Origin of the sequence: Leptolyngbya sp. BL0902 (assembly GCF_016403105.1) — a bacterium.
GTDB lineage: Bacteria > Cyanobacteriota > Cyanobacteriia > Phormidesmidales > Phormidesmidaceae > Nodosilinea.
Map to the genome: position 1 here is coordinate 1,202,670 of NZ_CP046155.1, position 22,846 is coordinate 1,225,515.

The 22,846-nt window shown below is 58.3% G+C and carries 22 protein-coding genes; 10 read left to right on the plus strand and 12 right to left on the minus strand.

All coding sequences use genetic code 11. From position 1 onward, the window contains the following. Positions 1 to 2: 2 nt before the first annotated feature. Together GFS31_RS05410 and GFS31_RS05415 are read right to left on the minus strand one after the other, a co-directional pair. Positions 3 to 671 (minus strand): pentapeptide repeat-containing protein, encoded by a 669-nt coding sequence (locus tag GFS31_RS05410; protein WP_198807217.1) that lies wholly within the window; start codon positions 669 to 671, stop codon positions 3 to 5. Between the two features lie 35 nt (positions 672 to 706). Further along, positions 707 to 2,104, minus strand: a complete 1,398-nt coding sequence (locus GFS31_RS05415; protein WP_198807218.1) for a DICT sensory domain-containing protein — start codon at positions 2,102 to 2,104, stop codon at positions 707 to 709. A gap of 343 nt (positions 2,105 to 2,447) precedes the next feature. On the opposite strand from GFS31_RS05415, the gene GFS31_RS05420 reads away from it, so the two are divergent. After that, positions 2,448 to 3,677 carry a YbaY family lipoprotein gene (locus tag GFS31_RS05420; protein ID WP_198807219.1) on the plus strand — a complete coding sequence of 410 codons (1,230 nt, stop codon included), beginning with the start codon at positions 2,448 to 2,450 and terminating at the stop codon, positions 3,675 to 3,677. Positions 3,678 to 3,681: 4 nt separating this feature from the next. On the opposite strand, the gene GFS31_RS05425 is transcribed toward GFS31_RS05420, so the two are convergent. The 3 genes from GFS31_RS05425 to GFS31_RS05435 form a co-directional block, all read right to left on the minus strand. Next, the gene (locus GFS31_RS05425) at positions 3,682 to 4,479 is read right to left on the minus strand and encodes an ABC transporter permease (RefSeq protein WP_198807220.1); all 798 of its coding nucleotides are present in this window, start codon (positions 4,477 to 4,479) and stop codon (positions 3,682 to 3,684) included. Continuing rightward, on the minus strand, positions 4,476 to 5,396 hold the full coding sequence (locus GFS31_RS05430) for an ABC transporter ATP-binding protein (RefSeq protein WP_198807221.1): 921 nt from the start codon (positions 5,394 to 5,396) through the stop codon (positions 4,476 to 4,478). Before GFS31_RS05430 ends, GFS31_RS05425 begins: the two co-directional genes overlap by 4 nt. A 196-nt stretch (positions 5,397 to 5,592) precedes the next feature. Beyond that, positions 5,593 to 6,075 carry a universal stress protein gene (locus GFS31_RS05435; protein ID WP_198807222.1) on the minus strand — a complete coding sequence of 161 codons (483 nt, stop codon included), beginning with the start codon at positions 6,073 to 6,075 and terminating at the stop codon, positions 5,593 to 5,595. Between the two features lie 254 nt (positions 6,076 to 6,329). On the opposite strand from GFS31_RS05435, the gene GFS31_RS05440 reads away from it, so the two are divergent. After that, a complete protein-coding gene (locus GFS31_RS05440) occupies positions 6,330 to 6,833 on the plus strand; it encodes a universal stress protein (RefSeq protein WP_198807223.1) in 504 nt (167 codons plus the stop codon). Between the two features lie 165 nt (positions 6,834 to 6,998). Here the strand turns inward: GFS31_RS05440 and GFS31_RS05445 are convergent, their stop codons facing one another. Continuing rightward, complete coding sequence (locus tag GFS31_RS05445) at positions 6,999 to 7,655, minus strand: hypothetical protein (RefSeq protein WP_198807224.1); 657 nt, start codon at positions 7,653 to 7,655, stop codon at positions 6,999 to 7,001. A 488-nt stretch (positions 7,656 to 8,143) separates the two neighbouring features. Here GFS31_RS05445 and GFS31_RS05450 point away from each other — a divergent pair, with 488 nt between their 5' ends. Together GFS31_RS05450 and petG are read left to right on the plus strand one after the other, a co-directional pair. Continuing rightward, entirely contained in the window at positions 8,144 to 9,274 is a 1,131-nt protein-coding gene (locus tag GFS31_RS05450) for an ISAs1 family transposase (RefSeq protein ID WP_198806040.1), read from the plus strand. 101 nt (positions 9,275 to 9,375) lie between these two features. Then, entirely contained in the window at positions 9,376 to 9,489 is a 114-nt protein-coding gene (gene petG / locus GFS31_RS05455) for a cytochrome b6-f complex subunit V (RefSeq protein ID WP_106882944.1), read from the plus strand. Here the strand turns inward: petG and GFS31_RS05460 are convergent. Both GFS31_RS05460 and apcB read right to left on the minus strand, forming a co-directional pair. Continuing rightward, entirely contained in the window at positions 9,474 to 10,802 is a 1,329-nt protein-coding gene (locus GFS31_RS05460) for an FGGY-family carbohydrate kinase (RefSeq protein ID WP_225907576.1), read from the minus strand. The genes petG and GFS31_RS05460 overlap by 16 nt on opposite strands. Positions 10,803 to 10,872: 70 nt before the next feature. Further along, positions 10,873 to 11,382: an allophycocyanin subunit beta gene (gene apcB, locus GFS31_RS05465; RefSeq protein WP_198807225.1), complete on the minus strand. Its 510-nt coding sequence runs from the start codon at positions 11,380 to 11,382 to the stop codon at positions 10,873 to 10,875. 641 nt (positions 11,383 to 12,023) lie between these two features. On the opposite strand from apcB, the gene glnA reads away from it, so the two are divergent. The 3 genes from glnA (at position 12,024) to GFS31_RS05480 (ending at position 15,227) form a co-directional block, all read left to right on the plus strand. Continuing rightward, the gene (gene glnA / locus GFS31_RS05470; RefSeq protein WP_198807226.1) at positions 12,024 to 13,457 is read left to right on the plus strand and encodes a type I glutamate--ammonia ligase; all 1,434 of its coding nucleotides are present in this window, start codon (positions 12,024 to 12,026) and stop codon (positions 13,455 to 13,457) included. 299 nt (positions 13,458 to 13,756) lie between these two features. Continuing rightward, positions 13,757 to 14,410, plus strand: coding sequence for a ParA family protein (locus GFS31_RS05475; RefSeq protein ID WP_315865628.1), 654 nt, complete (start codon positions 13,757 to 13,759; stop codon positions 14,408 to 14,410). A gap of 16 nt (positions 14,411 to 14,426) precedes the next feature. Beyond that, on the plus strand, positions 14,427 to 15,227 hold the full coding sequence (locus GFS31_RS05480) for a hypothetical protein (protein WP_198807227.1): 801 nt from the start codon (positions 14,427 to 14,429) through the stop codon (positions 15,225 to 15,227). A gap of 224 nt (positions 15,228 to 15,451) precedes the next feature. Here GFS31_RS05480 and GFS31_RS05485 read toward each other — a convergent pair whose 3' ends face one another. The 3 genes from GFS31_RS05485 to GFS31_RS05495 form a co-directional block, all read right to left on the minus strand. After that, positions 15,452 to 15,691, minus strand: coding sequence for a DUF2811 domain-containing protein (locus tag GFS31_RS05485; protein WP_198807228.1), 240 nt, complete (start codon positions 15,689 to 15,691; stop codon positions 15,452 to 15,454). A gap of 758 nt (positions 15,692 to 16,449) precedes the next feature. Further along, complete coding sequence (locus tag GFS31_RS05490; RefSeq protein WP_198807229.1) at positions 16,450 to 16,980, minus strand: hypothetical protein; 531 nt, start codon at positions 16,978 to 16,980, stop codon at positions 16,450 to 16,452. 55 nt (positions 16,981 to 17,035) lie between these two features. Then, complete coding sequence (locus GFS31_RS05495; protein ID WP_198807230.1) at positions 17,036 to 17,983, minus strand: PRC-barrel domain-containing protein; 948 nt, start codon at positions 17,981 to 17,983, stop codon at positions 17,036 to 17,038. Positions 17,984 to 18,341: 358 nt separating this feature from the next. On the opposite strand from GFS31_RS05495, the gene GFS31_RS05500 reads away from it, so the two are divergent. The 3 genes from GFS31_RS05500 to GFS31_RS05510 all read left to right on the plus strand — a co-directional run bounded on the left by GFS31_RS05500 (position 18,342) and on the right by GFS31_RS05510 (position 21,759). Continuing rightward, the gene (locus tag GFS31_RS05500; protein ID WP_198807231.1) at positions 18,342 to 18,752 is read left to right on the plus strand and encodes a hypothetical protein; all 411 of its coding nucleotides are present in this window, start codon (positions 18,342 to 18,344) and stop codon (positions 18,750 to 18,752) included. Between the two features lie 17 nt (positions 18,753 to 18,769). After that, positions 18,770 to 20,035 (plus strand): aldehyde dehydrogenase family protein, encoded by a 1,266-nt coding sequence (locus GFS31_RS05505; protein WP_198807232.1) that lies wholly within the window; start codon positions 18,770 to 18,772, stop codon positions 20,033 to 20,035. Positions 20,036 to 20,286: 251 nt separating this feature from the next. Beyond that, complete coding sequence (locus GFS31_RS05510; protein ID WP_198807233.1) at positions 20,287 to 21,759, plus strand: phosphoglucomutase/phosphomannomutase family protein; 1,473 nt, start codon at positions 20,287 to 20,289, stop codon at positions 21,757 to 21,759. Between the two features lie 82 nt (positions 21,760 to 21,841). On the opposite strand, the gene GFS31_RS05515 is transcribed toward GFS31_RS05510, so the two are convergent. Next, positions 21,842 to 22,831, minus strand: a complete 990-nt coding sequence (locus tag GFS31_RS05515) for a methylenetetrahydrofolate reductase (RefSeq protein ID WP_198807234.1) — start codon at positions 22,829 to 22,831, stop codon at positions 21,842 to 21,844. Positions 22,832 to 22,846: the final 15 nt, after the last annotated feature.

A 22,846-nucleotide genomic window follows, 5' to 3' on the forward strand; every position in this document is an offset into this window, starting at 1 on the left:
ACTTAGCCCTTGGCCCTACCGCTCAGGACGGTGCCGATCAGACAGGCTCCAGTGGTGATCACGCCCTCAAGCCGGGCCTGGGTGAGGTCGGCGCAGAGGAGGTTGGCCCCAGAGAGGGATGCTCCGGCTAGGTTGGCTTGGTGCAGGTCGGCTTCCTCTAGGTTGGCATTGTTTAGTCTGGCCCCGGAGAGATCGGCCCCAGACAGATCGGCTCCCCGCAGGTTTACCTCACTAAGGTTGGCTCCCCGCAGGTCTACACCGCGTAAATCTACCCCTTGCAGGTTCACCCCGGTTAGGGTGCAGCCACTCAGGAAGGCCCCCGCCAAACTGCCCCCGCCAAACCGCGCTCCCATCAGGTTGGCCCCCCGCAGGTTGGCCCCCCGTAGATCGGCCCCGCTGAGGTCGCACTGCATCAGGTTGGCCCCCCAAAGGTTGGCCCGCCCGTCGGCCCCTGCTAGGCTAGCGCCCATCAGATTGGCTCCCTCTAGGTGGGCTTGGTGCAGGTTGGCACGGCTGAGGTTGGCTCCGACGAGGGTGGCCCCTGGCCAATGTACCCCGGCCAGCATCGCCCCAGATAAATCTTCATCGGCTAGATCAACCCCCGGCAAGTGGCGCAGTTGTCCAGCCTTGAGGGCGGTTAGATCCAGAGAGTCGGCGGTCGCAGGGGCCATGGGTTTGGGATGGGGAGGAGGGCAGTGGGGACAGATTACTGGGCAGTGGCGGCAAAGACCGTCCTGGGATCGGCAAGCTCAGGGTTGAGTAAGCCAGCGCCTAGGGTGATTTTAGTGGGAATGGTGGGCAGGCTCATGCCCTGTTGTAGCCCCATCACCAACAGGCTCAGAATTTCGACGAGTTTAGGATCCCACCGTTGCCCTGCTTCCTGCTGAAAGTTCCCCAAGACTTCTGTGATGTTAGCCATGGTCTGAGCGGGGTCTGGTGCGTGCCCCTGACCGGATGGATCGTAGCCCTTGAGGGCCACCTGGCGCTGAAACTCGGCCACCAGACCCAACAGGCGCGACTCTAGGGGGATGCTGTCTCCCGCTAGGCCAGCGGGATAGCCCTGCCCGTCCCAGCGTTCGCCCTGGTGGGTGATGATGGCGGCAATGGCGCGCATTCGGGGCATCAGCCGCAGGGCTTGAACCTCAGCCACCAGGGGGCAACTGGGGGCCTCGTGGCCGAGGGCGAGAACTTCGGCGGTGGGGGCAATGCGGTGTAGCATTCCGGCCAGCCGCAGGCGCTGAATTTGCCAAGCGGGTAGATCGAGCAGTTGGCCCATCATCTCTAGCAGGGCCACCACTTCGCTGCCCGCCAGGGGGTTGATGGGATCGCTCAGGTCTACGAGCTGGGCCATGCGTAAAAAGGCTTGCAGCTCGTTAGAAAACAGGTTGTGATCGAGATCTTCGGCCCAGTTAAAGGTGAGATTACTCTGCAAGTCATCGCGGCTGGTTTGCAGATACTGCACCACCTGGGTCACGGTGCGGCTCACGGTAACGGCATCGGGGCACGTTTGGGCGGGGGTCTGCTGGCGCAGGGCGTCAAGCTGTTGTGAAAGCTGGGCCTGGAGGGCCGGATCATAGCCTCCGATATGCTGGATGGCCAGTTCCACCGTTTGGCAAACCAGGGCGGCATCAAAGGTCCAAAACCCGTAGAACTTGCGCTCTAGGTCGTTGCTGGGCAGTCCGGTTTTGCCATAGTCAGCCTCGGATAGTTCTTGGCAGAGCACCATGGCGCTGTACTCCGGCGAGAGAATCATCAGGTGCCATTCCTGGGCCACCGGGTCGCTATCGGCCAAATCGACTAGGGCTACATTCTGGCGCTGGCTGGTGGGATGATCGTGAAAGCCCGCCTCTGGAGACGCCATGATGACAATCTGCTGGGATCGGTCGGCCAGGGCGGCGTAGCGCTCCGCCTCTTCTAGGTACCACTTGCCCCGCTGAAAGGCCGTGATGACCAGGGGATCGGAGTCAGCGGTGAGAATACAGTCCTCTAGGGCATGGCAGAGGGCCACCAGGGTATTTTTGTAGTACACGCCGTAGTTAAGGGGCGTAGTTTCCGGTTCGGTGCGCCCATCCACCAACCGTTGCAGTAATGACCCCTCCAGCATTGCAGTCCTCGGTATACCCTACAGCTATGTATTCTGGATGATAACGCAGCTTGGGGGGGGCAAGCCACGGCACAATAGCTACCCCTGGCGACAGGTGGATAGCGGCACCGGAGAAACCACCGATAAACGCCCGCTTCACCCAGAATCTTAGCGAAACCTGTTACCGTTTCAGTAACTTTTGAGCATCTCCTGTCCACCCTCGGTAGAGTGAGAGGTGGCAGGGCAGGTAGGCCATCATTCTCCTACGATCCCCGGCCCAATTCCCGTCAGTGGGGCTTGAGAAGCGGCCCCATGACTGAGGACTTGCCTAAAAATCGTCAATGCTGTGGATGTGAGGTCAACCATGATGCAAACTGCTGTGATCCGTCGTCTCAAGCCAGCCCTAGGGTTAGGAATTCTGAGCCTGGGGCTGGCCCTGGGGCTATCCAACCTGGGTCAATCGGCCCAAGCCCAAGCCGAGCCTGAATGGCACAACTGCCTCACCCGTGAAGTGTTTACTCCGGCTAAACAAGCCTGGTGTAATCGCTGGCAAACCCTTCAGGAGGGGACATTTCTGGTGCCGTCCACGGGGGTGCAGGACTCGGTGTACACCACGGTGACGCTGACCAATGGCCAGTACCAGGTGGCGGGTGAACTCATGGTTGCCCTGGCCAACGAACCGGGCTGGATAGCCTTTGGCGACGTGAATGGCGATGGGAAAGACGACGCAGCGGTGATCCTCGGCGTTCTGCCGGGGGATGGTACGGCCCTAGCCACCTACGTAGCGGCGGTGATGGACATTGACGGCAGTGCTGAGGCGCTGAATCCGGTGCTGTTGGGAGAACGGATCATGCTGAATGGCCCCATGACCATTGATAATCTGCGGATTCAGGTGCCCCAGCTCACCCAAGCCGAGGTGATTAACCGCGCCTTTGTGACCGATGGTGGCACCCTCAGCGAACTGGCCCAACTGCCTACCCCAGAGCGGGTTCCCGGCGGCGTTCCCGATGGCACCCTGGTGTTTAGCAACACGGCCACCTACGCCCTGCGCGTGTTCACGCAATCGGGCCAGCCCCATGTCAATCTGTTTAACCGCCAAACCGGGCGGCTGGAGGTAGACGCCGGACGGGCCATAGCCGTCTCCTCTGTTTCGGGCACCCGCTACGAGTACAGTGGATCTGAAACTAGTCCTTCAGTGCTGGTCAGCGTGGCCCGCGATGGATCTCAAACTTTGGAGGTCAATGGCACCGTGCAAACAGATCGATCCACCGTCAGCGGTACGGTGGCTTACCTGCCCCGCATTGCCCTACCGCCCAACGCTGTAGTGGAGGTGCAGTTGGTGGATGTCAGCCGCGCCGGAGCCCCGGCCATTGTACTAGCCAGCCAGAGCACGATCACGGGTGGGCGGCAGGTGCCCATTCCCTTCGAGTTGGTCTACAACCCCGATGGCATTGATCCCCGCATGACCTACGCAGTTCAAGCCCGGATTACGGTGGATGGGGAACTTCAGTTCATCAGCACTCGCCGCTTTACCGTAGACCTACTAGGACAGACAACCTCGGTGGAGGTAGTGGTCGATCCAATTCAGCGCTAGGCTGCTAGCTGAACAGACGGGAGTAGATCCGCAGGGCAGCCAGGCGGGCCATCAAGGCCATCCAGCCCAGCAGCCACAGCAGCGACAAGGGCCACCAGGGCGGCAACCCCAGGGGCCAGCGCAGCAAATCCACCAGGGAAGCCAGGGGCAGCAGCCCAGCGAACTTGGCCAGCAGGGGCGGCAGGGTATCCCGTGGGAAGTAGGTGCCGCAGAGGGTAAACATGGGAATCACGATCAAAAAGATGGGAACGTTCACCTGATCCACCTTGTTCACCACCCCCGCCACCAGCAAGCCAAAGGCCCCAAACAGAAGGCTCCCCAGCCCAATCAGCGGCAGGGACAGCAGCAGACTAGAGAGGTCGTAAAGCTGGGCGATGACGGCCACTAATCCAGTGAGGAATCCGGCGATGGTGCCCTTGGTGGCGGCCCAAAACCAGTCGCCCAGAAACACGTCCGTGTAGCTGAGGGGGGCGGTCAGCAACGCCTGCCAGGTTTTCTGAAAATTGAGGCGTATGAAACTGCTGTAGGCTCCCTCAAAAAAGGACTGAAACAGCACGCCAATGGCAATCATCCCCGGTGCGAGAAACTGGGGATAGGGCACGGGCTGACCCAGGTGCTGCACCTCGCCAATCAGCGGCGTGAGGCCGTAGCCAAAGGCCAACAGGTAGACGATGGGTTCAGAAATGGGGGGTAGGCAGTTCACCAGCCACGTACTGCGGTAGACCTGGAAATGCCGCCACCAAACGGAATAGACCCCCCAGGGGGTGACGGAGACGGGCTTGAGTCCGGCGATGGGTTTCATTCCAGCAGGCTCCCGGTGAGGCGCAAAAACACATCTTCTAAGTTAGCCTGTCGGCGCAGCAGGCGACGGGGGTGGTGGGCTTCGATCTGGCTCCAGAGGGTTTCGGGGTCGTCGTCGGGCAGGGTAATCAGGTAGCCGCTGCCAAAGGGCCGAGACCAAACGCCAACCTGTTCTGCCAGGGTTTTGATGGTGTCCCCCGGAATGCCTTCGACCTCGGCAATTTCTCGGCCCATCACCCGTAAAATCAGGTCGTCGGGGGTGCCTTCGTCAATCACCTGGCCCTGTTGCAGCAGCAGCAGCCGATCACACAGCCGCTGGGCCTCGTCCATATAGTGGGTGGTCAACAAAATGCCGCAGCCCTGGGCCTTGAGGTGCAGCACCAGCCGCCAAAAGTCTTGACGGGCATCGGGATCGAGCCCGGTGGTGGGTTCGTCTAAGAAGATCACCTGGGGCCGATTTAGCAGTGCGCGGGCTAACACCAGCCGCCGCTTCATGCCGCCAGAGAGCTCATCTACCTGGGCCGTGGCCCGGTCGGAGAGGTTCACCAAGTCCAGCAGTTCCCCTGCTCGCTGCTTGGCCGCTGCCCCAGTGATGCGGTAGTGGTGGGCAAAGTGGGTGAGGTTTTTGAACACCGTAAAGTCTGGGTCGAGGTTGTCGTCTTGGGTGACGATGCCCATCTGGGCGCGGGCCTGGGCCGCCTGGGCTGGAATGTGCCAGGGGCCAAGCTGCACAAAGCCCCGTGTGGGTACCACCGTGCCAAACAGCATCCCCACAGTGGTGGTTTTTCCGGCCCCGTTGGGCCCCAGCAACCCCACAATTTCTCCCGGATGCAGGGCAAAACTCACCCCCTGCACCACAGGCATCTGGTTGTATTCCTTCCACAGGTCGTAGGCCGTTAGGCTTAGGGCATCAGACATGGCGCTACACTACATCTCCTTCCTCACCCTAGCGCGATGCCAAGCTATCCGCCGGAATCATGGCTATCCTGCGGCGAAAAATCCTAAAAACTATCCTGATGAGCCACGCCACCGCTGAACGATAGGACGGTAGATGCACCCTGATGAAATCCTTGGCCCCTGGGCTAGGGATTTTTTTTGCGCCCACAGTCTGACCCTATGACTTCTCCTCACTGTTTTGCACGACCAGTACCGAACAGTGGGCATGGTGCAGCACATAGTTGCTAACGCTGCCCAGGAGTGCCGCCTGAATCCGCCCCCGCCCCCGCCGACCAATTACAATCAAATCGGCTTGGTAATGGTGGGCAATCTCGCATAACTGTGGCCCTACTTCGCCGCCGCGCCAGTCCCAGGATACAGCTACCCCGGCTTCCTGGGCTTGGGTTTCGAGGCTGGCTAGCCATTGGCGGGTGTGCTCTAGGTTGGTATCGAGCTGCTCCTGAGCAATGGCGAGAAATTCTTTGGCGCTGGCCCGGTAGCGGTCGCCAAAATCTAGATTGGTAGGGATGGGCAGGGTGAAACAATGGGCCAGATGCAGGTGTGCGCCCTGGGTCTGAGCCAGCCCTAGCGCTGTGGCAAACACCCGCTCCGACAGGGCCGACTGATCGATAGCCGCCAAAATCCGTTGGTACTGACCCATAAGACTCACCTGGAGAGACAACGCAGCTCCTCACCCGCAGGGCTTGGCCCCGGCGGAAAGACCCACGAAAGCATCTTAAACCTTGATCCTGCCGAAACAAGCAGCATGGCCCCAGAAAAGGGCACTAACGGTGAAGGACAGGGATGTTCAGCGGCAGGCTGATCGAGATTGCCTGCGTTAAGACAGGTTTCGCCGCAGCCACCCCCCCACCCCCCCTTGCGATACTTGAGCTATCTGTAATCGGGGAAAGTGCCATGTTCAAACGCATTATCGTTGCCGTAGACTGTGAATCCACCATGGCTAGCCCAGTGGTGGCCGAAGCCCAAGCCATCGCCCTAGCCCACTCAGCTCACCTGAACCTTGTACACGTCCTCTCTCCCCTGCGCCTGGGCTATCCCGATCCGGCCTATATGACCCTCGACGGAGCCTTCAGCACCATTAACCTCCAAAGCTATGAGCTGTACCGCTCGACCTGGGAAGCCCTGACACAGCAAACCCAGGTCAAACTCAATGCCTGGGTAGAGATGTCCCAAGGACAAGGCATTGACACCACCGCCACCCAACTGGCGGGAGAACCGGGCAAAGCCCTGTGCCTGCTGGCTAAAGACTGGTCAGCGGATTTAATGGTTGTAGGCCGACGGGGAATGCAGGGGCTTGGCGAACTTCTCCTCGGTAGCGTCAGCAGCTATGTTCTCCACCATGCCCCCTGCGCGGTGCTGGTAGTGCAAGGGCAGACCATCGCTGACGCTGCCGCCTAGGGGGCAGGCGAGATCCCTCCACCGTGAGGGCGAATCAACGCCCTACCCCACCATGATCTCCCTCACCATCCTCCCTAAAAACCTCCCTAGACCAAGGATCTGGGGAGGCTAGGGTGCTAATTGGCTGAGTTTGTCGCCCGTGCTGGCGGATCCCCAGATAACGGGCTACTTGCCAAAGCTGCTGATGGCAACCTTAGCCAACTCGATAGCTTGGGCTAGGGCCGTGCTGTCTTCCGTTAACTTACCCACGGCAGCGGCGGCGTCATCCACATTCAGCGCCCCTGTATCCTGACTCAGGGAGGAAAGGGCCTTAGAGACTCCGTTGAAAGCGGCTTGTAGGTCGTCAAACTTAGTGCCTAGTTGGGTTTCAAGAGCCGCTTGGATCTGATCTGGAGTGGCAGAGAGTGCCTTCTGAAACGCTGCCGTATCCTCCACCAGGGTACTGAAGGCAGTGGCAGCGGTTTCCAATGCTGTTTGAGATGCCACAAGTTTTGGTTCTAGTAGCGTTGTATCTGGCGTAGGAGAAATTGCAATTTTGCTCAGTTGCTTGGTCAAATCCTTCGTGACCGACTTCAGGGGCTTTAGGGTGCCATTAAAGCTGTCTTCTAGGACGTCTTCATACTCTCCCAACACCGAGGACACAAACTCCTGAGCAGCCTTGCTAATTTGTAGATCCATGGCTTCAGTCACAGAGCCTTCAGTGGCCGCTAAGGCCGGAGGAACAAAGGCGAACATCATCGTGCTCATCAGCCCTAGAAGGCAGATGCTAGCAGTCAATCCCTTAGCAAACCGACCTGTAATTTGGCGAAGGTAGTGAATCATGAAACTTTTCCTGAAATCAAACACATCTATACCCAGCGCTGCCTGGCCCATTGATTTGAGCTTTTATCTAGCTAACTTTCGCCCAAAAGTGATCCTTATTCCCGTCTTTCTGGGTGAGGAAAATTGAATTCCCATCCTGGGCTATCACCACCAGGAAATATGAGAACAACCGCATGCTTGGCGGTTTTTCTGGATGATTTGGGTTAACGAAAATTAAGCAGCTACAACGCTAAAACGAGTAATCCTCCAGCACTGTACACAATCGACAAGGGTTTTTCAACAGCCTGCTAAAAATCACAGACTCTCTACAGAATTCCCCCACGCTCCGCTTCCGACTCCCGCTTCCCCACTCCTGACTCCTGCCCCCTACCTAGTCCCCGACTCCTGCTTCCTGACTCCCGCTTCCTGACTCCCGCTTCCTGACCAGGGCAAACGCATACTCGTGGAAACAGGGATACTGATGGGGAAGGTTGAGATGGAGACATCCTATGGCCCCCACGGATAGGCTGCTGAATCATTTTGAGTCGTTAGAGGATCCGCGTACTCCGTACCTGATTGAGCACCGCTTGTTAGACATCATCGGGTTAACGATCTGTGCGGTGGTCTGTGGGGCGGAGAGTTGGGTGGAGGTGGAAGCCTACGGGCAAAGCAAAGCGGCGTGGCTGAAGACCTTTCTGGCGCTGCCAAGCGGAATTCCGTCCCACGACACGATTAGCCGTCTGTTTGCTCAACTTGACCCCGACCAATTGCAGGGGTGTTTTCTGAGTTGGGTGAAATCGGTATCGGCGCTGAGTGAGGGCAGTGTGGTGGCCATTGACGGCAAAACGGTGCGGCAGTCCTATGACCGAGGTCGAGGGAAGGGGGCCATCCATATGGTGAGCGCCTGGGCGGCGGAGAATCGCTTGGTGCTTGGGCAAGTGGCCGTGGATGAGAAATCGAATGAAATCACGGCCATTCCAGCCTTACTGAAGGTGCTGGCCTTGAGAGGATGCATCGTCACCCTAGATGCCATGGGGACTCAGAAGGCCATTGCCCAGCAGATTATTGAGCAGGAAGGGGACTACATCCTCAGCCTCAAGGGCAATCAGCCCGGCCTTTACGAGGATGTGCAGCAGATCTTTGACCATGCCCGACAGCAGGGCTTCAAGGCCATGCCCCACGAAGCCTATGAAACGATTGAGAAAGGCCATGGTCGCATTGAAATCCGCCGTCATTGGCTCCTGGGGGAGGTGGAGCATCTCGTCGATGCCGACCAGTGGCTCGGCTTAAAGCGGGTGGGCTTGATTGAATCGGAGCGTCGTCTTCCTGGGCAGGCTCCCACGATCACCCAACGCTACTATCTCACCAGCCTTGACGGCGGAGTAGAGCGCTTTGCCCAGGCCACCCGCAGCCACTGGGGCATTGAAAATAGCCTCCACTGGTGCCTTGATGTCGCTTTCCATGAGGATGACTGTCGCATTCGCACGGGCTACGCCCCCCAAAATATGGTCGTCTTGCGACACTTGGCCCTCAACCTTCTCACGCAGGAATCCTCCGCCAAGGTTGGCAAAAAAGCCAAACGACTCAAGGCCGGATGGGATAACGACTATCTCTTCAAGGTGCTGACGCTCACAAAATGAGTATGCGTTTGCCCTGGCTTCCTGACCCTCCAAATCCCACCAAAGCCAGATGGTATGATAAGTTCACATTGTTGCTGTATCGAGTGTTAAGGAGTTCGACCGTGGTTGAGCCGTTGCTAAGTGGCATTGTTCTAGGGCTAATTCCGGTAACGCTGGCGGGGCTGTTTGTGGCCGCCTACCTGCAATACCGTCGGGGCAATCAGTTTGACCTGTAGGCTCCAGTTAACGGGTCAGCGCTGAATCGGTTGATCCCCCCTTGGGCCAGATAGGCCGTCCCCACAGCCGCCTCGGTCGAGGTGGCTATTTTTATGGGCACTTGTAGGAGACCCTGGCGGATCTCGGCCCATGTTGGATTTTTGGCCCCACCTCCAGCGGTGTAGATGCGCTTCAGGGGGGACGACCCCTGCTGGACAAGGAGATCATAGCTCCGCTGTTCGATGCGGGCGATGCCCAGTAGTAGCCCATGGAGAAAGGCGACGTCATCGGCAGGACGAGGGGTGAGCCGGGGGGCAAGGTGGGGATCGTTGATAGGAAAGCGTTCCCCTGGCTGGAGCAGGGGGTAGTAGTCCAGATCCATCGGCGCAGCGGGGTCGATGTGTTGACTGAGGCGGGTGAGGGTGTCGGCATCAAAAAACTGCTTTAGCACAGCACCACCTGTATTAGAAGCGCCCCCCGCTAGCCAGTAGTCTCCTAGGCGATGGCTGTAGATCCCGTATTCGCTAGCCTCTACCCTGTGGGCGCTGAGGAGTTTAATCGCCAGGGTTGACCCCAGGGAGGTGACGCCATCCCCGACTTCGCTGGCCCCACTGGCCAAAAAGGCGGCGATACTGTCGGTGGTGCCCGCCACGATCTCGCACTGGGGCGACAGGCCAAACCGTTGTGCGATATCCGCTGTGACGTATCCAGCGACCTGGCCTGGTTCTAAGACCTTTGGCAGTAGGAAGGCCCAGGGTTGTCTAAGCATGGCATCGGGGTAAGCCAAGCGGCCCGGATCGTAGCCCAGTTTCAGGCTGTTGTGATAATCGCTGAGACCCCAACGTCCGTGGAGATGGGCGCTGAGCCAGTCGGCTTGGTGCAGAAAATATCGCCCTTGCTGCCACAGTTCAGACGGTAGGTGTGCCTGCCACCACAGTAGTTTGGCTAAGCTAGACGTGGCGCTATAGGCTGGGCTATGGGCGGGGACGAGGCTTTTCCCCTGGGCCAATTCCGTTTTGCCTCGGCCATCGTGGTACATCAGGGCTGGGGCAAGGGGCTGTCCTTGACCATCGCACAGCAGCACTGTGCCGGAGGTGCCATCTAGGGCAATCCGCTCAATGTAGGGGCTGAGGGCCGAGGGCAGGGCATCTAGGACGGCAAAAAGGGCTTGTCTCCACGCGGTGTAGGACGGCGGTGGATCCCCATAGTTGGTGCGGTAGGCCCAGACCTCCTGCCGCCGCTCCACCATCGCCGCTCTCACCCCGGAGGTGCCAAAGTCAATACCAAGGGCCAACACCATCTTCATACCCCACCGCAGATATACAAAAGGCATGACCGCCCATTGACCAGCCATGCCCCTGTTCTATTGTGTTCTGAAGTCGTGCCACCGAATCGGAACTGGCCTAGACGCTGAGTTCGCTCAGTTCGCGGCACATGTAGTCAAAGGGAGCTTCCACGACGGAGGGATTGGCTACCCCAGCTTCGGCTACCTTGGCTTTGATGATATCTTTCATGATTTGGATGCCGATGACGGTGGGGCCAATGGGCACGCCCAGGGAGTTGTAGGTTTCCCGCAGGCCCGCCAGCACCCGCTCATCCAGCAGGTCAGAGTCGCCAGCCACTAGGGCATAGCTGCCGTAGCGCAGGTAGTAATCCATATCGCGCAGACAGGCAGCATAGCGACGGGTGGTGTAGGCATTGCCACCGGGGCGGATCAGTTCGGGCACCTGGGCAAACAGGGTCGAACCAGCGGCCTTCACAATTTCCGAGGCGTTGGCGCTGATCACGGCTGCCGCTTTAATCCGGTCAAGGCCGCTGTCAAAGTAGGACTTAATGGAGCTAAGGGCATCCCGGTCGAGGTAGCGCCCGGTGTCGTCGTAGGTTTTGATCAGCGTCGTCACGGCATCCCGCATGGATTGTATCTCCCAACTCTCACTGGACAAACAGCAATTTTATTTAAAGGCATTCAAACCCGATCCGGCGCTTTATCGGGGACGTTCGTCGCGCCTTGGCAAGTCTGATTCTCGTGAAAGTTTACCACGGGGGTTTATCCCCCAAGTGCCCCTAGCCCGTTCAGGGGGCTTCTTTATGAGGGAATTGTTACAAAAGCACATATTTCGCTATGGATAGGGCCATGGTGCAGGGTTGGGCAAGGGCAGAGTAAGGCTGGGCCGAATCTGGGCCATGGGATGCGTAAATAAAGGGCTGAAACATCGTTACAAATCATCCCAATTTTGCCCCTGGGGCCTCGATTTCTGGGATAAGGAAGGGTTTATTTGTTGCGATCTCCTGACAAAAGGTAACTCCTGATACAAAACGAGCGTACCCCTATCCATAGGATGGGTCAGATGAATCAATGCTGTGGCAATAGCCCTGCAACGTGGTGCGCTTTGGCTCAGCCATAGGGGTTCCCGTTCTGGGGTGGGTTGAGCATAGCCAGTTGGTTGGCCATTCGGGACATCTGGCGGTTCTGTAGACCACCAAGCCTCACTGAAGGGCGAATGGCATTGATTTACTACACATTTCCACGCTTGTAGAGGTTAAGGAGTAGTTCATGGCAACCCCAGCAGACATCCTAAAGAAAATTGAGGATGAAGGGATTGAATTAATCGATCTGAAATTCATCGACATGCCAGGGATTTGGCAGCACCTTACCGTGCACAAGAGCCAGATTGACGAAAGCAGCTTTAGCGATGGCGTGGCATTCGATGGTTCCAGCATCCGAGGCTGGAAGGCCATTAACGAATCCGACATGATGATGGTGCCCGATCCTGACACCGCCTGGATCGATCCCTTCATGTCTCACAAAACCCTGAGCATGATCTGTACGATCAAAGAGCCTCGGACGGGGGAACTGTATTCCCGCTGCCCCCGCGCCATTGCTACCAAGGCCATCGAATACATGAAGTCTACGGGCATCGGCGACACCGCCTTCTTTGGCCCCGAAGCAGAATTCTTCATCTTCGATGACGTGCGCTTCGACCAAAACGAGCACTCCGCCTACTACTACGTGGACAGCGTAGAAGGCCGTTGGAACACGGGTCGAGAAGAGAAAGACGCCCTAGGTGTGAGCCGTAACCTCGGCTATAAGCCCCGCTACAAAGAGGGCTACTTCCCCGTCGCTCCCACCGATACCTCCCAGGACATGCGGAGCGAAATGCTGCTGACCATGGCCGAGCTGGGGGTGCCCATCGAGAAGCACCACCACGAAGTGGCCACGGGCGGTCAGTGCGAGCTAGGTATCCGCTTCGGCAAGCTGGTGGAAGCCGCCGACTGGCTGATGATCTATAAGTACTGCATCAAGAACGTGGCCAAGAAGTACGGGAAAACCGTTACCTTCATGCCCAAGCCCCTGTTTAACGACAACGGCTCCGGGATGCACACCCACCAGTCCATCTGGGGCAACGGCCAACCCCTGTTCGCTGGGGATCGCTATGCTGGCCTGAGCCAGATGGCCCTGTGGTACATCGGCGGCATCCTCAAGCACGCCCCCGCCCTGCTGGCCCTGACCAACCCCACCACCAACTCCTACAAGCGGCTGGTGCCCGGTTTCGAGGCTCCGGTGAACCTGGCCTACTCCCAGGGCAACCGCTCCGCTTCCGTGCGGATTCCCCTCTCCGGCGACAACCCCAAGGCCAAGCGCCTAGAGTTCCGCTGCCCCGATGCCACCTCTAACCCCTACCTGGCCTTCGCCGCCATGCTCTGCGCAGGTATCGACGGCATCAAGAACCAGATTGATCCCGGCGATCCTCTGGATGTGGACATCTACGACCTCAGCCCTGAGGAACTGGCCAAGATTCCGTCCACCCCCGGCTCTCTGCTGGATGCCCTGAAGGCTCTGGAAGCGGATCACGAGTTCCTCACCAGCACGGGGGTCTTCACCGAAGACTTCATCAGCAACTGGATCGAGTACAAGCTCGACAACGAAGTCAACCCCATGCGCCTGCGTCCCCACCCCTACGAACTAGCCCTCTACTACGATTGCTAGAGTTCCAGTCGGCCCTCACCCCCAGCCCCTCTCCCAAGTTGGGAGAGGGGGGGCGGAAAGTTCTTCAAGGTGCTTCACAGTCCCTCTCCCATGGGGAGAAGGATTTAGGGTGAGGGCCAAGTCATCAACAGCGGACTGTGTTCTACGGAATGCAGTCCGTTGTTGCATTCTGACGATTCCCGTCCCACGTCCTCCAATCCCTAACCCCTAATCCCTCACCTCCCCTAGCCGAAAATCCCCACATAGACTACTATTCCATCCAGTTTGTTCGTTAGACGCCGCCCCAGGAGGACACCCCATTGGCCAAGGCCAAATCCCCAAAACGTACGATTATTCTGGTCGTTTTGAACGGCAAAGGCGGTGTCGGCAAAACGACCACAGCGGTGAATTTAGCCGCCATTTACGCCGAAACCCAGTCGGTACTGCTGGTGGATGCCGATCCCCAGGGGTCTGCCCTGTGGTGGACGGGCCGCAGCCCCACGGCGCTGAATTTTGAGGTTATTCAAGCCAACGATCCCGCTCACCTCAGCGACCTGCCCAACCTGGGACGACACGACCTGGTGATTGTGGATACGCCCCCCGCCCTCAACTCAGCGGCCCTAGCGGCTGTGATCCCGGTGGCGAACTACGTGCTGCTGCCCACGCCCCCCGCCCCGATGGACTTAGCTGCCCTAATTACTACAGTCAGTGAAGCGGTAGCCCCTAGGGGGGTAGCCCATCGAGTATTGTTGACAAAAGTAGACTCCCGCAGTTTGGCCGAAGCCCTTGAGGCTCAAAACACGCTGCTGGAACTGAATATCCCAGCCTGCAATGCCTTTATTCGGACGTACAAGGCCCACGAACGCGCCGCCCTAGAAGGCATACCCGTGGTGCAGTGGCGGGGCAAAAATGCCCAAGAAGCCCGTTCTGACTACCACCGAGTGGCCGAAGAAATACAGCGAGACTGGAAGTAACCCTCTGGAAAAGACTATGACCAAGAAAAGCCTCTCCGACCTACTAAAAGAAGAAGCCAGCAAGGCCGACACGCCGGGGGAGGCTCCTGCGCCTGGAAATCCGTCGGACGAGGCCCCTCCTCTGCCCTCTGGGGATGAAACCGCCCGTCAGCCCATTCAGAGCCGCCGCAAAACGGCCAGTAGTCGCGCTAAGACGCCCCAAGCCCCCGCTGCTAAGAGTGCCTCTGCCAAAAGCACATCGGTTAAAACTGGCGGACGCACTGCGGCTAAGTCTCAAACCACCGTCCAGCCAAGCGATTTATCTGGGGATCAGCCCAGTGCGGCTAGCCCAGCAGCTACCCCGGCGGCGGCAAAAGTTGCTGCGCCCCCCAGTGTTCCAGCCTCCAGCGGCCCTTCTACCGCAGACTTAGAAGCCACCCTAGCCACCGTTCAGCAGGAAAAGGCTAACCTCGAAACCATCGTGCAAGGGCTTCAGCAGGATCTCGCTGCCCAGCAGAGCCGCCTGTTTGAACTCACCGATAGCCTCGACCAGGCCCAGGCCGATCTCAAGGCTAAAACCACCTCCCTTCAGCAATCTGAGGCAGCCCTCGCGGAAGCCAAGGCCACGATTTTGAAGCTGTCTGCCCCCGCCCCTGCCCCTGTCGCCGCCCCCAAAAGCCCTGCCCCGCCCCGCCGCTCCGGTGGAGACATTGTGCCCCGCCAACCCAGCTCAGGGCCAGCCCAACCCGGCTATGTACGCGGCGTCCCCTCCTATACGCCTCAGTCGGATCAACCCAATCCCATGCTCTCCGATGCCGATATTGGCTGGGTAGACTAGCTTGGGTCGTTCACCAGGGCAAATCATCAGAAAGATGGCAGGATGCCTGCGGCGAGGGCCGCAATAGAATACCCGCCTTCCTCCGACAGACATTGGATGAGGCGGGTATTTGGCTATTGCTGTCTAGGCTAGGCGGCTAGCGGATAGCTGGGCGGTGTGATCCTGTCCCAATGATCTCTAGCTTGGCGATGCTGCGGGATGGAGGCACCGCTGAGATTAGGCGACTAGTTTTGATCAAATAGGGAGTCAAGGTAAATTCGATTTACCTCGCGGCCACAGTGGCCGTTTTGCATCAAAAACAGGGATAGAGCGGCGCAGAACACCCGGTGCTGGCTCCAGTTGGCATGGCTAGCCAGGTAAGTCTGGAGGGCTTCATGGAGTTCTTCGGGGATTTCGGCTAATAGGCTAACGCGGGTCTGAGTCGTGGAGTTGGGGATCACTCGGAGTTCCTCCTCGGAAAACATTGATGAACTGTGGCGAACGGGGCAGGAAACCGTGGCTGGGCAATCAAGCGCAGCCCCTTTGCACCCATGCCGATACCCTAAATCGGCATGATCGTGGTCTTTAGGCATAGCAAAGCTGCGCTACACAGACGTTTAGACCTTCCTTACAACCTCAGCCGATGAAGAGCACCGCCTGAGGATGGCCGCTACGTTGGAGCGCATCGTATTTCCAGTCGCATCATTCTGCCCAACTCCCCCGAGACTGTCAATCTTGCCTAGAAGCCAAACTTGCGCTAATCCCTGTTCCCGGCAACGAAGCAATCAGGGTTTGATGGATCGCCCCTGGGGCCATGCCACTGCCTTAGGCAAAATAATCCTCCCGTAGGAGATGACCTTAAGTTTTCCACAGGTTATCCTCAAAGCCTGAGAACCCGTTTTTTCCTGTGGAGAACTCCAGCACTTCTGTGGAAAACCTGGGGAAAGATCTGGGGAAACTCAGCTAAAATAAAAACTTTTGTAACATTTCAGGGTTTAGGGGATTGACAATCGAGGGGGATTGCTGGGCTAGGTTGATGCTTTTTTACCCTTCACTGGATCTACCGATCTCTTCATGGAATAGAGGGGTGAGTCTTACCATCGCGCCCCCGCCCAACCCTCTGGAGAGCAGCCCAACCCTAGGGCTCCAGAATGCGCTGGGGTTAGGGCTCCTTGAGCATTGGAGCCCCCTAGGCTGATGTGTGGGCTTTGGGGATTGGGGATAGCCAGCCACCATTGTCGGCCTACCCAGCGTCGTCATCCATGGGCTGGCGATGCTGGCGTGCAGGCCCTAGACCCCAGGTTGTGATGGCCAACAGCAGCCCTAGTGCTAAGGTTTGGAGGGTTTCTGAGAAGGGGCGAGGGGTCTGCCAATCGAAGGCCTCCTGACCTTGACCCGACAGAAAGCTGCGGAGCCCCTGGACAACCGCATCGGGGGTGAGGGGCGTCTGCCATTCCGACAGCGTGAGGTGTTGCTGGGCTCCCACTAAGGTTAATCGGTGGCAAAAGCGCACACCGCCTTGGGGAATGTTGTCGCAAAGGCGGGACGCCAGGGTAAAGTCTGTCCAGTCTAAGGTTGTGTGCTGTGCAGGAAGCCAGCCCAGTCTACGGCCTCGCTCCAGTTGGCAATGGGCCACGGCGGGCGCGCCCGCTGAGGGGGCTGGGCAGTGGAGGCGCAGAGCCTTGCCGGGACTAGCTCCGTAGAGGCAGAACAGGAGGACACAAACAACGACCACCCCAGCAAGGCGCGGCACGACACGGGGTGGGGCGATCATCCTGGCTTAGGCTCCAACAAGACTCAGTTTCCAGCTAGAGGGCAGACGCGAGGATCTAGTAGTCCAGTTCTTCCTCGTATTCGGTGACTTTTTTCTTCTGGGGAATATTGATGGGAGTTGGCGTGTAGGGTTCAGCGTCGGCTTCCTCCGTCCAGGTTTCCTCCGCCACCTCTTGGTAGCTGGCATCGCTCACGTCGTAGGAGGATGGCACGGGGGGAGTGTCATCCCAGTTAGCATCTAGACTAGCGGCTCGGTAGGCTTCGGCAGCTTGGGCGCGGGCCACGGGCTCCTCCACCAGTTCTGGTTGTCCCCAGTCGTCATCACTCCATCGCTCCTCAGCGGCGGGGGTGCGGGTTTTGGTCAACTCTGTGGGTGCTTGAACTCCAGAGGGCAACTGGTTGGCGGTTGAAACGGGCATGATGTACTCGCTGTCGCTGGTGCGTTCCCAGGGGGCGCTGCCGATGCCTAAGCGTTCTAGGAGCCCAACGCTGAGCTGTACCATTTTTTCCTCGGCCCCTTCAAAGACAATCAGCCGATCGGGGCCGCTGCTGACGACTTCATCAATGGAAAGCTCGTAGGTGCTGATCACTTGGTCTGGAATTTGAGGTAGGCCAAAGGACGCCACCACAATGGTTTCGAGGCGACCGTTGGTGACGTCAAACTTAAAGCCTCGCACCCGCCCTAGGGGTTCCCCCGTTTCGGTGATGACTTCGCAGTTGACCAAGGTGCTGTAGGGGCCGATGTTAACCTCATCGTCTAAAACGGTGTCGTCGTCTACCAAAATGACGTCCCCAATTTGGCGAATACTGCTGAGGGGCATAATTTGCAGCGGGGCAGACACCAGGCTCGACATGATATTGTCTCGGAGCCCCACCGCCACCACTTCGCGCTGATCGACATCGACCCAAACTTGACTGACAATGCCAAGGCGCTGGCCAGAGTTACGTGTGATGACCTGGGTTCCCAGGAAGTCAGAGCGGAGGCGATATTTGTCTAAGGTCATGTCAGGTTTATCTCGTTTGCCGAGAGGCTAGATCGCTAGGGAAACATTGAGCCATTCTCAGACCAAGGCTGATGGATGGCGGAGCGGGGTGTTACGGTGCTGGGTCTAAGCACGGGCTAATCCGCCCCTGGCTTGAATGACTATCTTAAACAGAATCGCACTATTTTACAGGACGGAAGACCGAACCGCTAGCAACCGCAATCTGGCGGATCCACAAATAGACTATGGCCCTAGCTGCACCTCCTAGCCGGGTCACTTTCGGCGGCGGCTCTGGTTGTATTCCCGGTAGGAGTTAGCTAATGTATCAGAATGATGGAGACATCACTGTCCTCTTCCTGCGCTGAGCGTTTAGGTGATTGTGCGTACCTATAAGAGCCAGAAGATCGACCCCCAGTCCGACTACCCTTGCCCCTGTCGCCGCAGTGGTCGCCTACAGCCCATCATCCTCACCGAGGCCTTTGGGTGTGATCGCTGCCAGCAAATTTTTGTGGTGCAGGACGATGGCTATGTCATGGAGCAGCTTTCCACCCACTACCCCTACAAACGAGCTTGGCGCTGGACTGGCCAACAGTGGCGGCTAGACCGATCTGCCCTCAACCTGAGCTACCCTTCGCTCTTGGTGATGACCTCCTTTGTGTTGATGGCCTTTTTTCTCATTTTGGCCACCCTTCAGTCTCCCCAGGGAACGAGAGCCCTGACCCATCTGCTGATGACCATGGGAGTATTAGCTCCCTTGGGTTTTGTGTTCTGGCTAGCCTCTCGCCGTTAGCCCTCAACGAGAAAACGATGGTGACTCCCGGATCCCAAGAGGAACTTAGTGCAGCGGTCGGTGAGGTAGCCCAGGCGGGGTGCAACCTTTGGCTAGGGGGCGTAGAGGCCCAAAGCCAGATTCTAGAGGCCATGGCCGATCAGCTGGAGGCCGCACAGAATGACATCCTGGAGGCAAACACCCTCGATTTAGAAGCAAGTCTAGAAATGGCCGTCCCCGATCTGGTGCTGGACTGGCTGAAATTGACCCCCGAACGCCTCCACATTGCCAGTAAAATTCTCAGGCGACTCGCCTTTCTGGGCGATCCCCGTTGGCTGAATGCCTTGCCCGCCAGCCGCTGGGCCAAGGATGCCGCAGGCTATAGCCAGGTGGTGCCCGTGGGGGTGGTGGCCTTTGTGTATGAAGCCTTTCCAGAACTGGCCGCGATCATGGCTGGCTTCTGTGTCCGCACTGGAAACGGCCTCATTTTGAAGGGGGGCAACGAAGCTAGCCAAACCAATCAGGCCATTGTCCAAGCTCTGCACCATGGCCTGGTTCAGGTCAATCGGCCAACAACAGCCCTGCTGTTCCTCTCCGATGATTCTGGGGATGCGGCCCGATCCTGGCTGGTTCAAGATCCTGGCGTGAATCTCGTGATTCCCTACGGACGCCCGAGCTTGGTTAAACAGGTCATTCGCCAAGCGGCTGTTCCCGTCTTGCCCACCGCCATGGGCAACTGCTATCTGTACTGGTCAGCCTCCGGCAAAGCAGCCACCGTCGCTTCTATCGTGATCGACAGCCATCGGGGAGAACCAGATGCGGTGAATGCGGTGGAAAAAGTGCTCATCCATGAAGCCTGTACTACGGCGGCGGTGGCCCAGCTCTGTCGCCTGCTGTGGGATAGCGGGTTTAAGGTCTTGGGTGACGATGCCCTACACCAAGACCTGCCGGACTTGCCCCTTGCCGCGGTCAATGACTGGCACCAACCCCTGTTGGCCAAGCGAGTTTTGTTAAAGCGAGTGGACAATCTAGCCCAGGCCGCCGCCTGGATTAACCGCCACAGCAGTGGCCATGCCAACGTTCTCGTCAGCGACACCTACTCTGAGACGGTGCAGTTTCCCCGTTTGGTGAATAGTGCGGTGGTCTATGTCAATGCCTCCCCCCGTTTTGTCCGCAACCCTTCCCAAGCGGCGGCCATTGCCCTAGGCATGACTACTCAGCAGGGGCGCTGTCAGGGATTTGTGGGGCTCAATGCCCTGCTGACCGTCCGCCACATTTTGCAAGGTCTGAGTGAGGATCGGTAGGTCTAGCCCGGGGCCTAGGGCTAAGAACTGCCAGGGGCCAATCTTTCGAGGGAGAGACACCCGGCGGTCATGGCTTGAACTATCCAGGCGGCCAAGCCCCTTTTGGGGGGCTTCCCCTAGGGAACCTTCAGCAATCTTAATATCCAGATAAAAAATTGCCCAAGCTCAAATCAGACTATTCAGAGCACCAAGGCAATGGGTACACTCAGACAGATTCTCTTTCCGTCCCATCGTTGTTGAGAGCGTAGGTTATGGCAGCTTCCTCTGGCCCCATTGCAGCAACCCCGAAGCCGATCCAGTTTGGCACCGATGGCTGGCGCGGCATCATCGCCGCCGACTTTACCTTCGAGCGCGTTGCTCAGGTGGCTGCCATCTCTGCCCATGTGTTGCAGCAATGCTTTGGCGAAACCACAGGTAGTCGGACGGTGGCGGTGGGATATGATCGCCGATTTCTCTCCGCTGAATTTGCCCGCACGGCTGCCGAGGCCATTGCTTCCCAGGGCTTTGATGTCTGGCTGTCCCAAGACTATGCCCCAACCCCGGCCTTCAGTTTTGTGGCCAAGCATCAAAACCTCCTCGGGGCGATTGTAATCACCGCGAGCCACAATCCCCCTGCCTATTCTGGCCTCAAAATTAAAGGAGCCTTTGGGGGGTCAGTTTCCCCGGATGTCACTCAGCAGGTGGAGGCGCTGCTGCCCAATCCCCCTGCGCCCATTGGCCCTAAGGGGCAGATTACAGCGTTCGACCCCTGGCCTGACTACTGTGCCACCCTTCGGGCTGAGGTGGATATCGCAGCGATCCAGGCCGCGCTCGCCAGCGGCCAACTGACGGTTTTTGCAGATGTGATGTATGGCTCAGCCTCTGGTGGCCTACCTCGCCTTCTCGGAGAGGGTAATGTCCGTGAACTGCATCACCATGCCGATCCTCTGTTTGGCGGCAACCCGCCCGAACCTCTGCCCAAGTACCTGGGAGAACTGCTAGGGACAGTGAAGGACGAACCCGTTGCGGCGGGTGGTTTGAAGGTGGGGCTCGTGTTCGATGGCGACAGCGACCGCATTGCAGCCGTGGATGGTAGCGGCCAATTTCTCAGCTCCCAAATTCTTATTCCCATCTTGATTGATCACCTCAAGGCACGGCGGGGCTACAGCGGCGAAATTGTTAAAACGATCAGTGGCTCAAACCTGATTCCCGCCGTGGCCCAACTCCATGGCCTCGATTTGCACCAAACCCCCGTAGGCTACAAATACATCGCTGACCGCATGCAGGAAGCCCCGGTGCTGCTAGGCGGCGAAGAGTCGGGCGGCATTGGCTACGGCCATCACATCCCCGAACGGGATGCCCTCATGTCAGCCCTTTACGTCCTCGAAGCCGTGGTGATGTCGGGGCTAGATCTGAGCGACTACTATCGTCAGCTTCAGGAAAAAACGGGCTATTTTTCCGAATACGACCGCATCGACCTACCCCTGGCCAGTATGGAAGTCCAGGCCAAGCTGTTGAACCAACTCGCCACGGATCCCCCTCTGGAGGTTGCGGGTAAAGCGGTGAAGGATATCCTCGCCATCGACGGCTATAAGCTCACCCTGGCGGATGAGAGCTGGCTGCTGATTCGCTTTAGCGGCACCGAGCCTGTCCTGCGTCTCTACAGCGAAGCTAAGACCCTGGATGAGGTACATAAGCATCTCAGTTGGGCTAGGGATTGGGCCAATGCCCTAGCCACGGGCTAATGGCCCCGGCAATCCCTCATGGACAGGGACAGAGCCCACAGCCTAGGGGAAGCGGTCAGCCGATCAGCAATCCCCTGGGGGCCTAAACCCCAACGGGCCGATCTTTGCTGCCATTCTTGCGGCCTAGGCTAGTCACGGAATCCTGTCCTGGACGCAAAGCCTCCAGGGGATCAAGGGGGGCGATCCCACCGCGATCCAGGATTTGAGGAATCAGATCCTCCCGCCGCACCGCCATCAGGTGAACTCCTTGGCAGATCTGGCGAGCGGCTTGCACCTGCTCCGCTGCAATGTGAATGCCCTCTTGCAGCGGATCCTTGGCCTCGGCGAGCCGTTGAATAATGGTTTCTGGGATTTTGGCCCCCGGCACATTGCGATTGATGAACTGAGCATTCTTGGCGGACTTCAACAGAAAAATCCCTGCCAGCACCGGACGCCCCGATCCGGCTGCGATGTTATCCATGAACTTGCGTAGCCGCTCAAAGTCGGTGATGAGCTGGCTTTGGAAGAACGCCGCCCCTGCCTTGACCTTGGCCTCAAAGCGGCGTTGCAGCCCCGACCAACTGGCAGATTGTGGATCCACCGCTGCCCCAGCAAACAGGTTGAGTGCCCCATCGGTGAGGGGTTTACCGTGGCTATCTTCGCCGCTATTGAGCTGGTGGATCAGCCGCAGCAGCCGCACCGACTCTAAATCAAACACAGGCCGCGCATCGGGATGATCCCCAGCTTTGACGGGATCCCCAGTCAAAGCCAGGACGTTTCGCAACCCCAATGCTTGAGCCCCTAACAAATCGCCCTGAAGGGCAATGCGGTTACGATCTCGACAGGCAACTTGGTACACCGCCTCGACGCCTTCCCGCTGAAGCAGCACCGATGCTGCCAGGGAAGACATTCGCATCACCGCCCGACTGCCATCGGTCACATTCACCGCATGTACCCGCCCCTTCAGCAACTGCGCCATTTGCAGCATATGGCTGGGGTCAGATCCTTTCGGTGGCATCACCTCAGCGGTGACTAAAAATTCGCCAGCCTGAGCGGCAGACTGGAGGCGATAACCTAGGGGTGCAGCAGTCAACCCGATCTCCTCGGT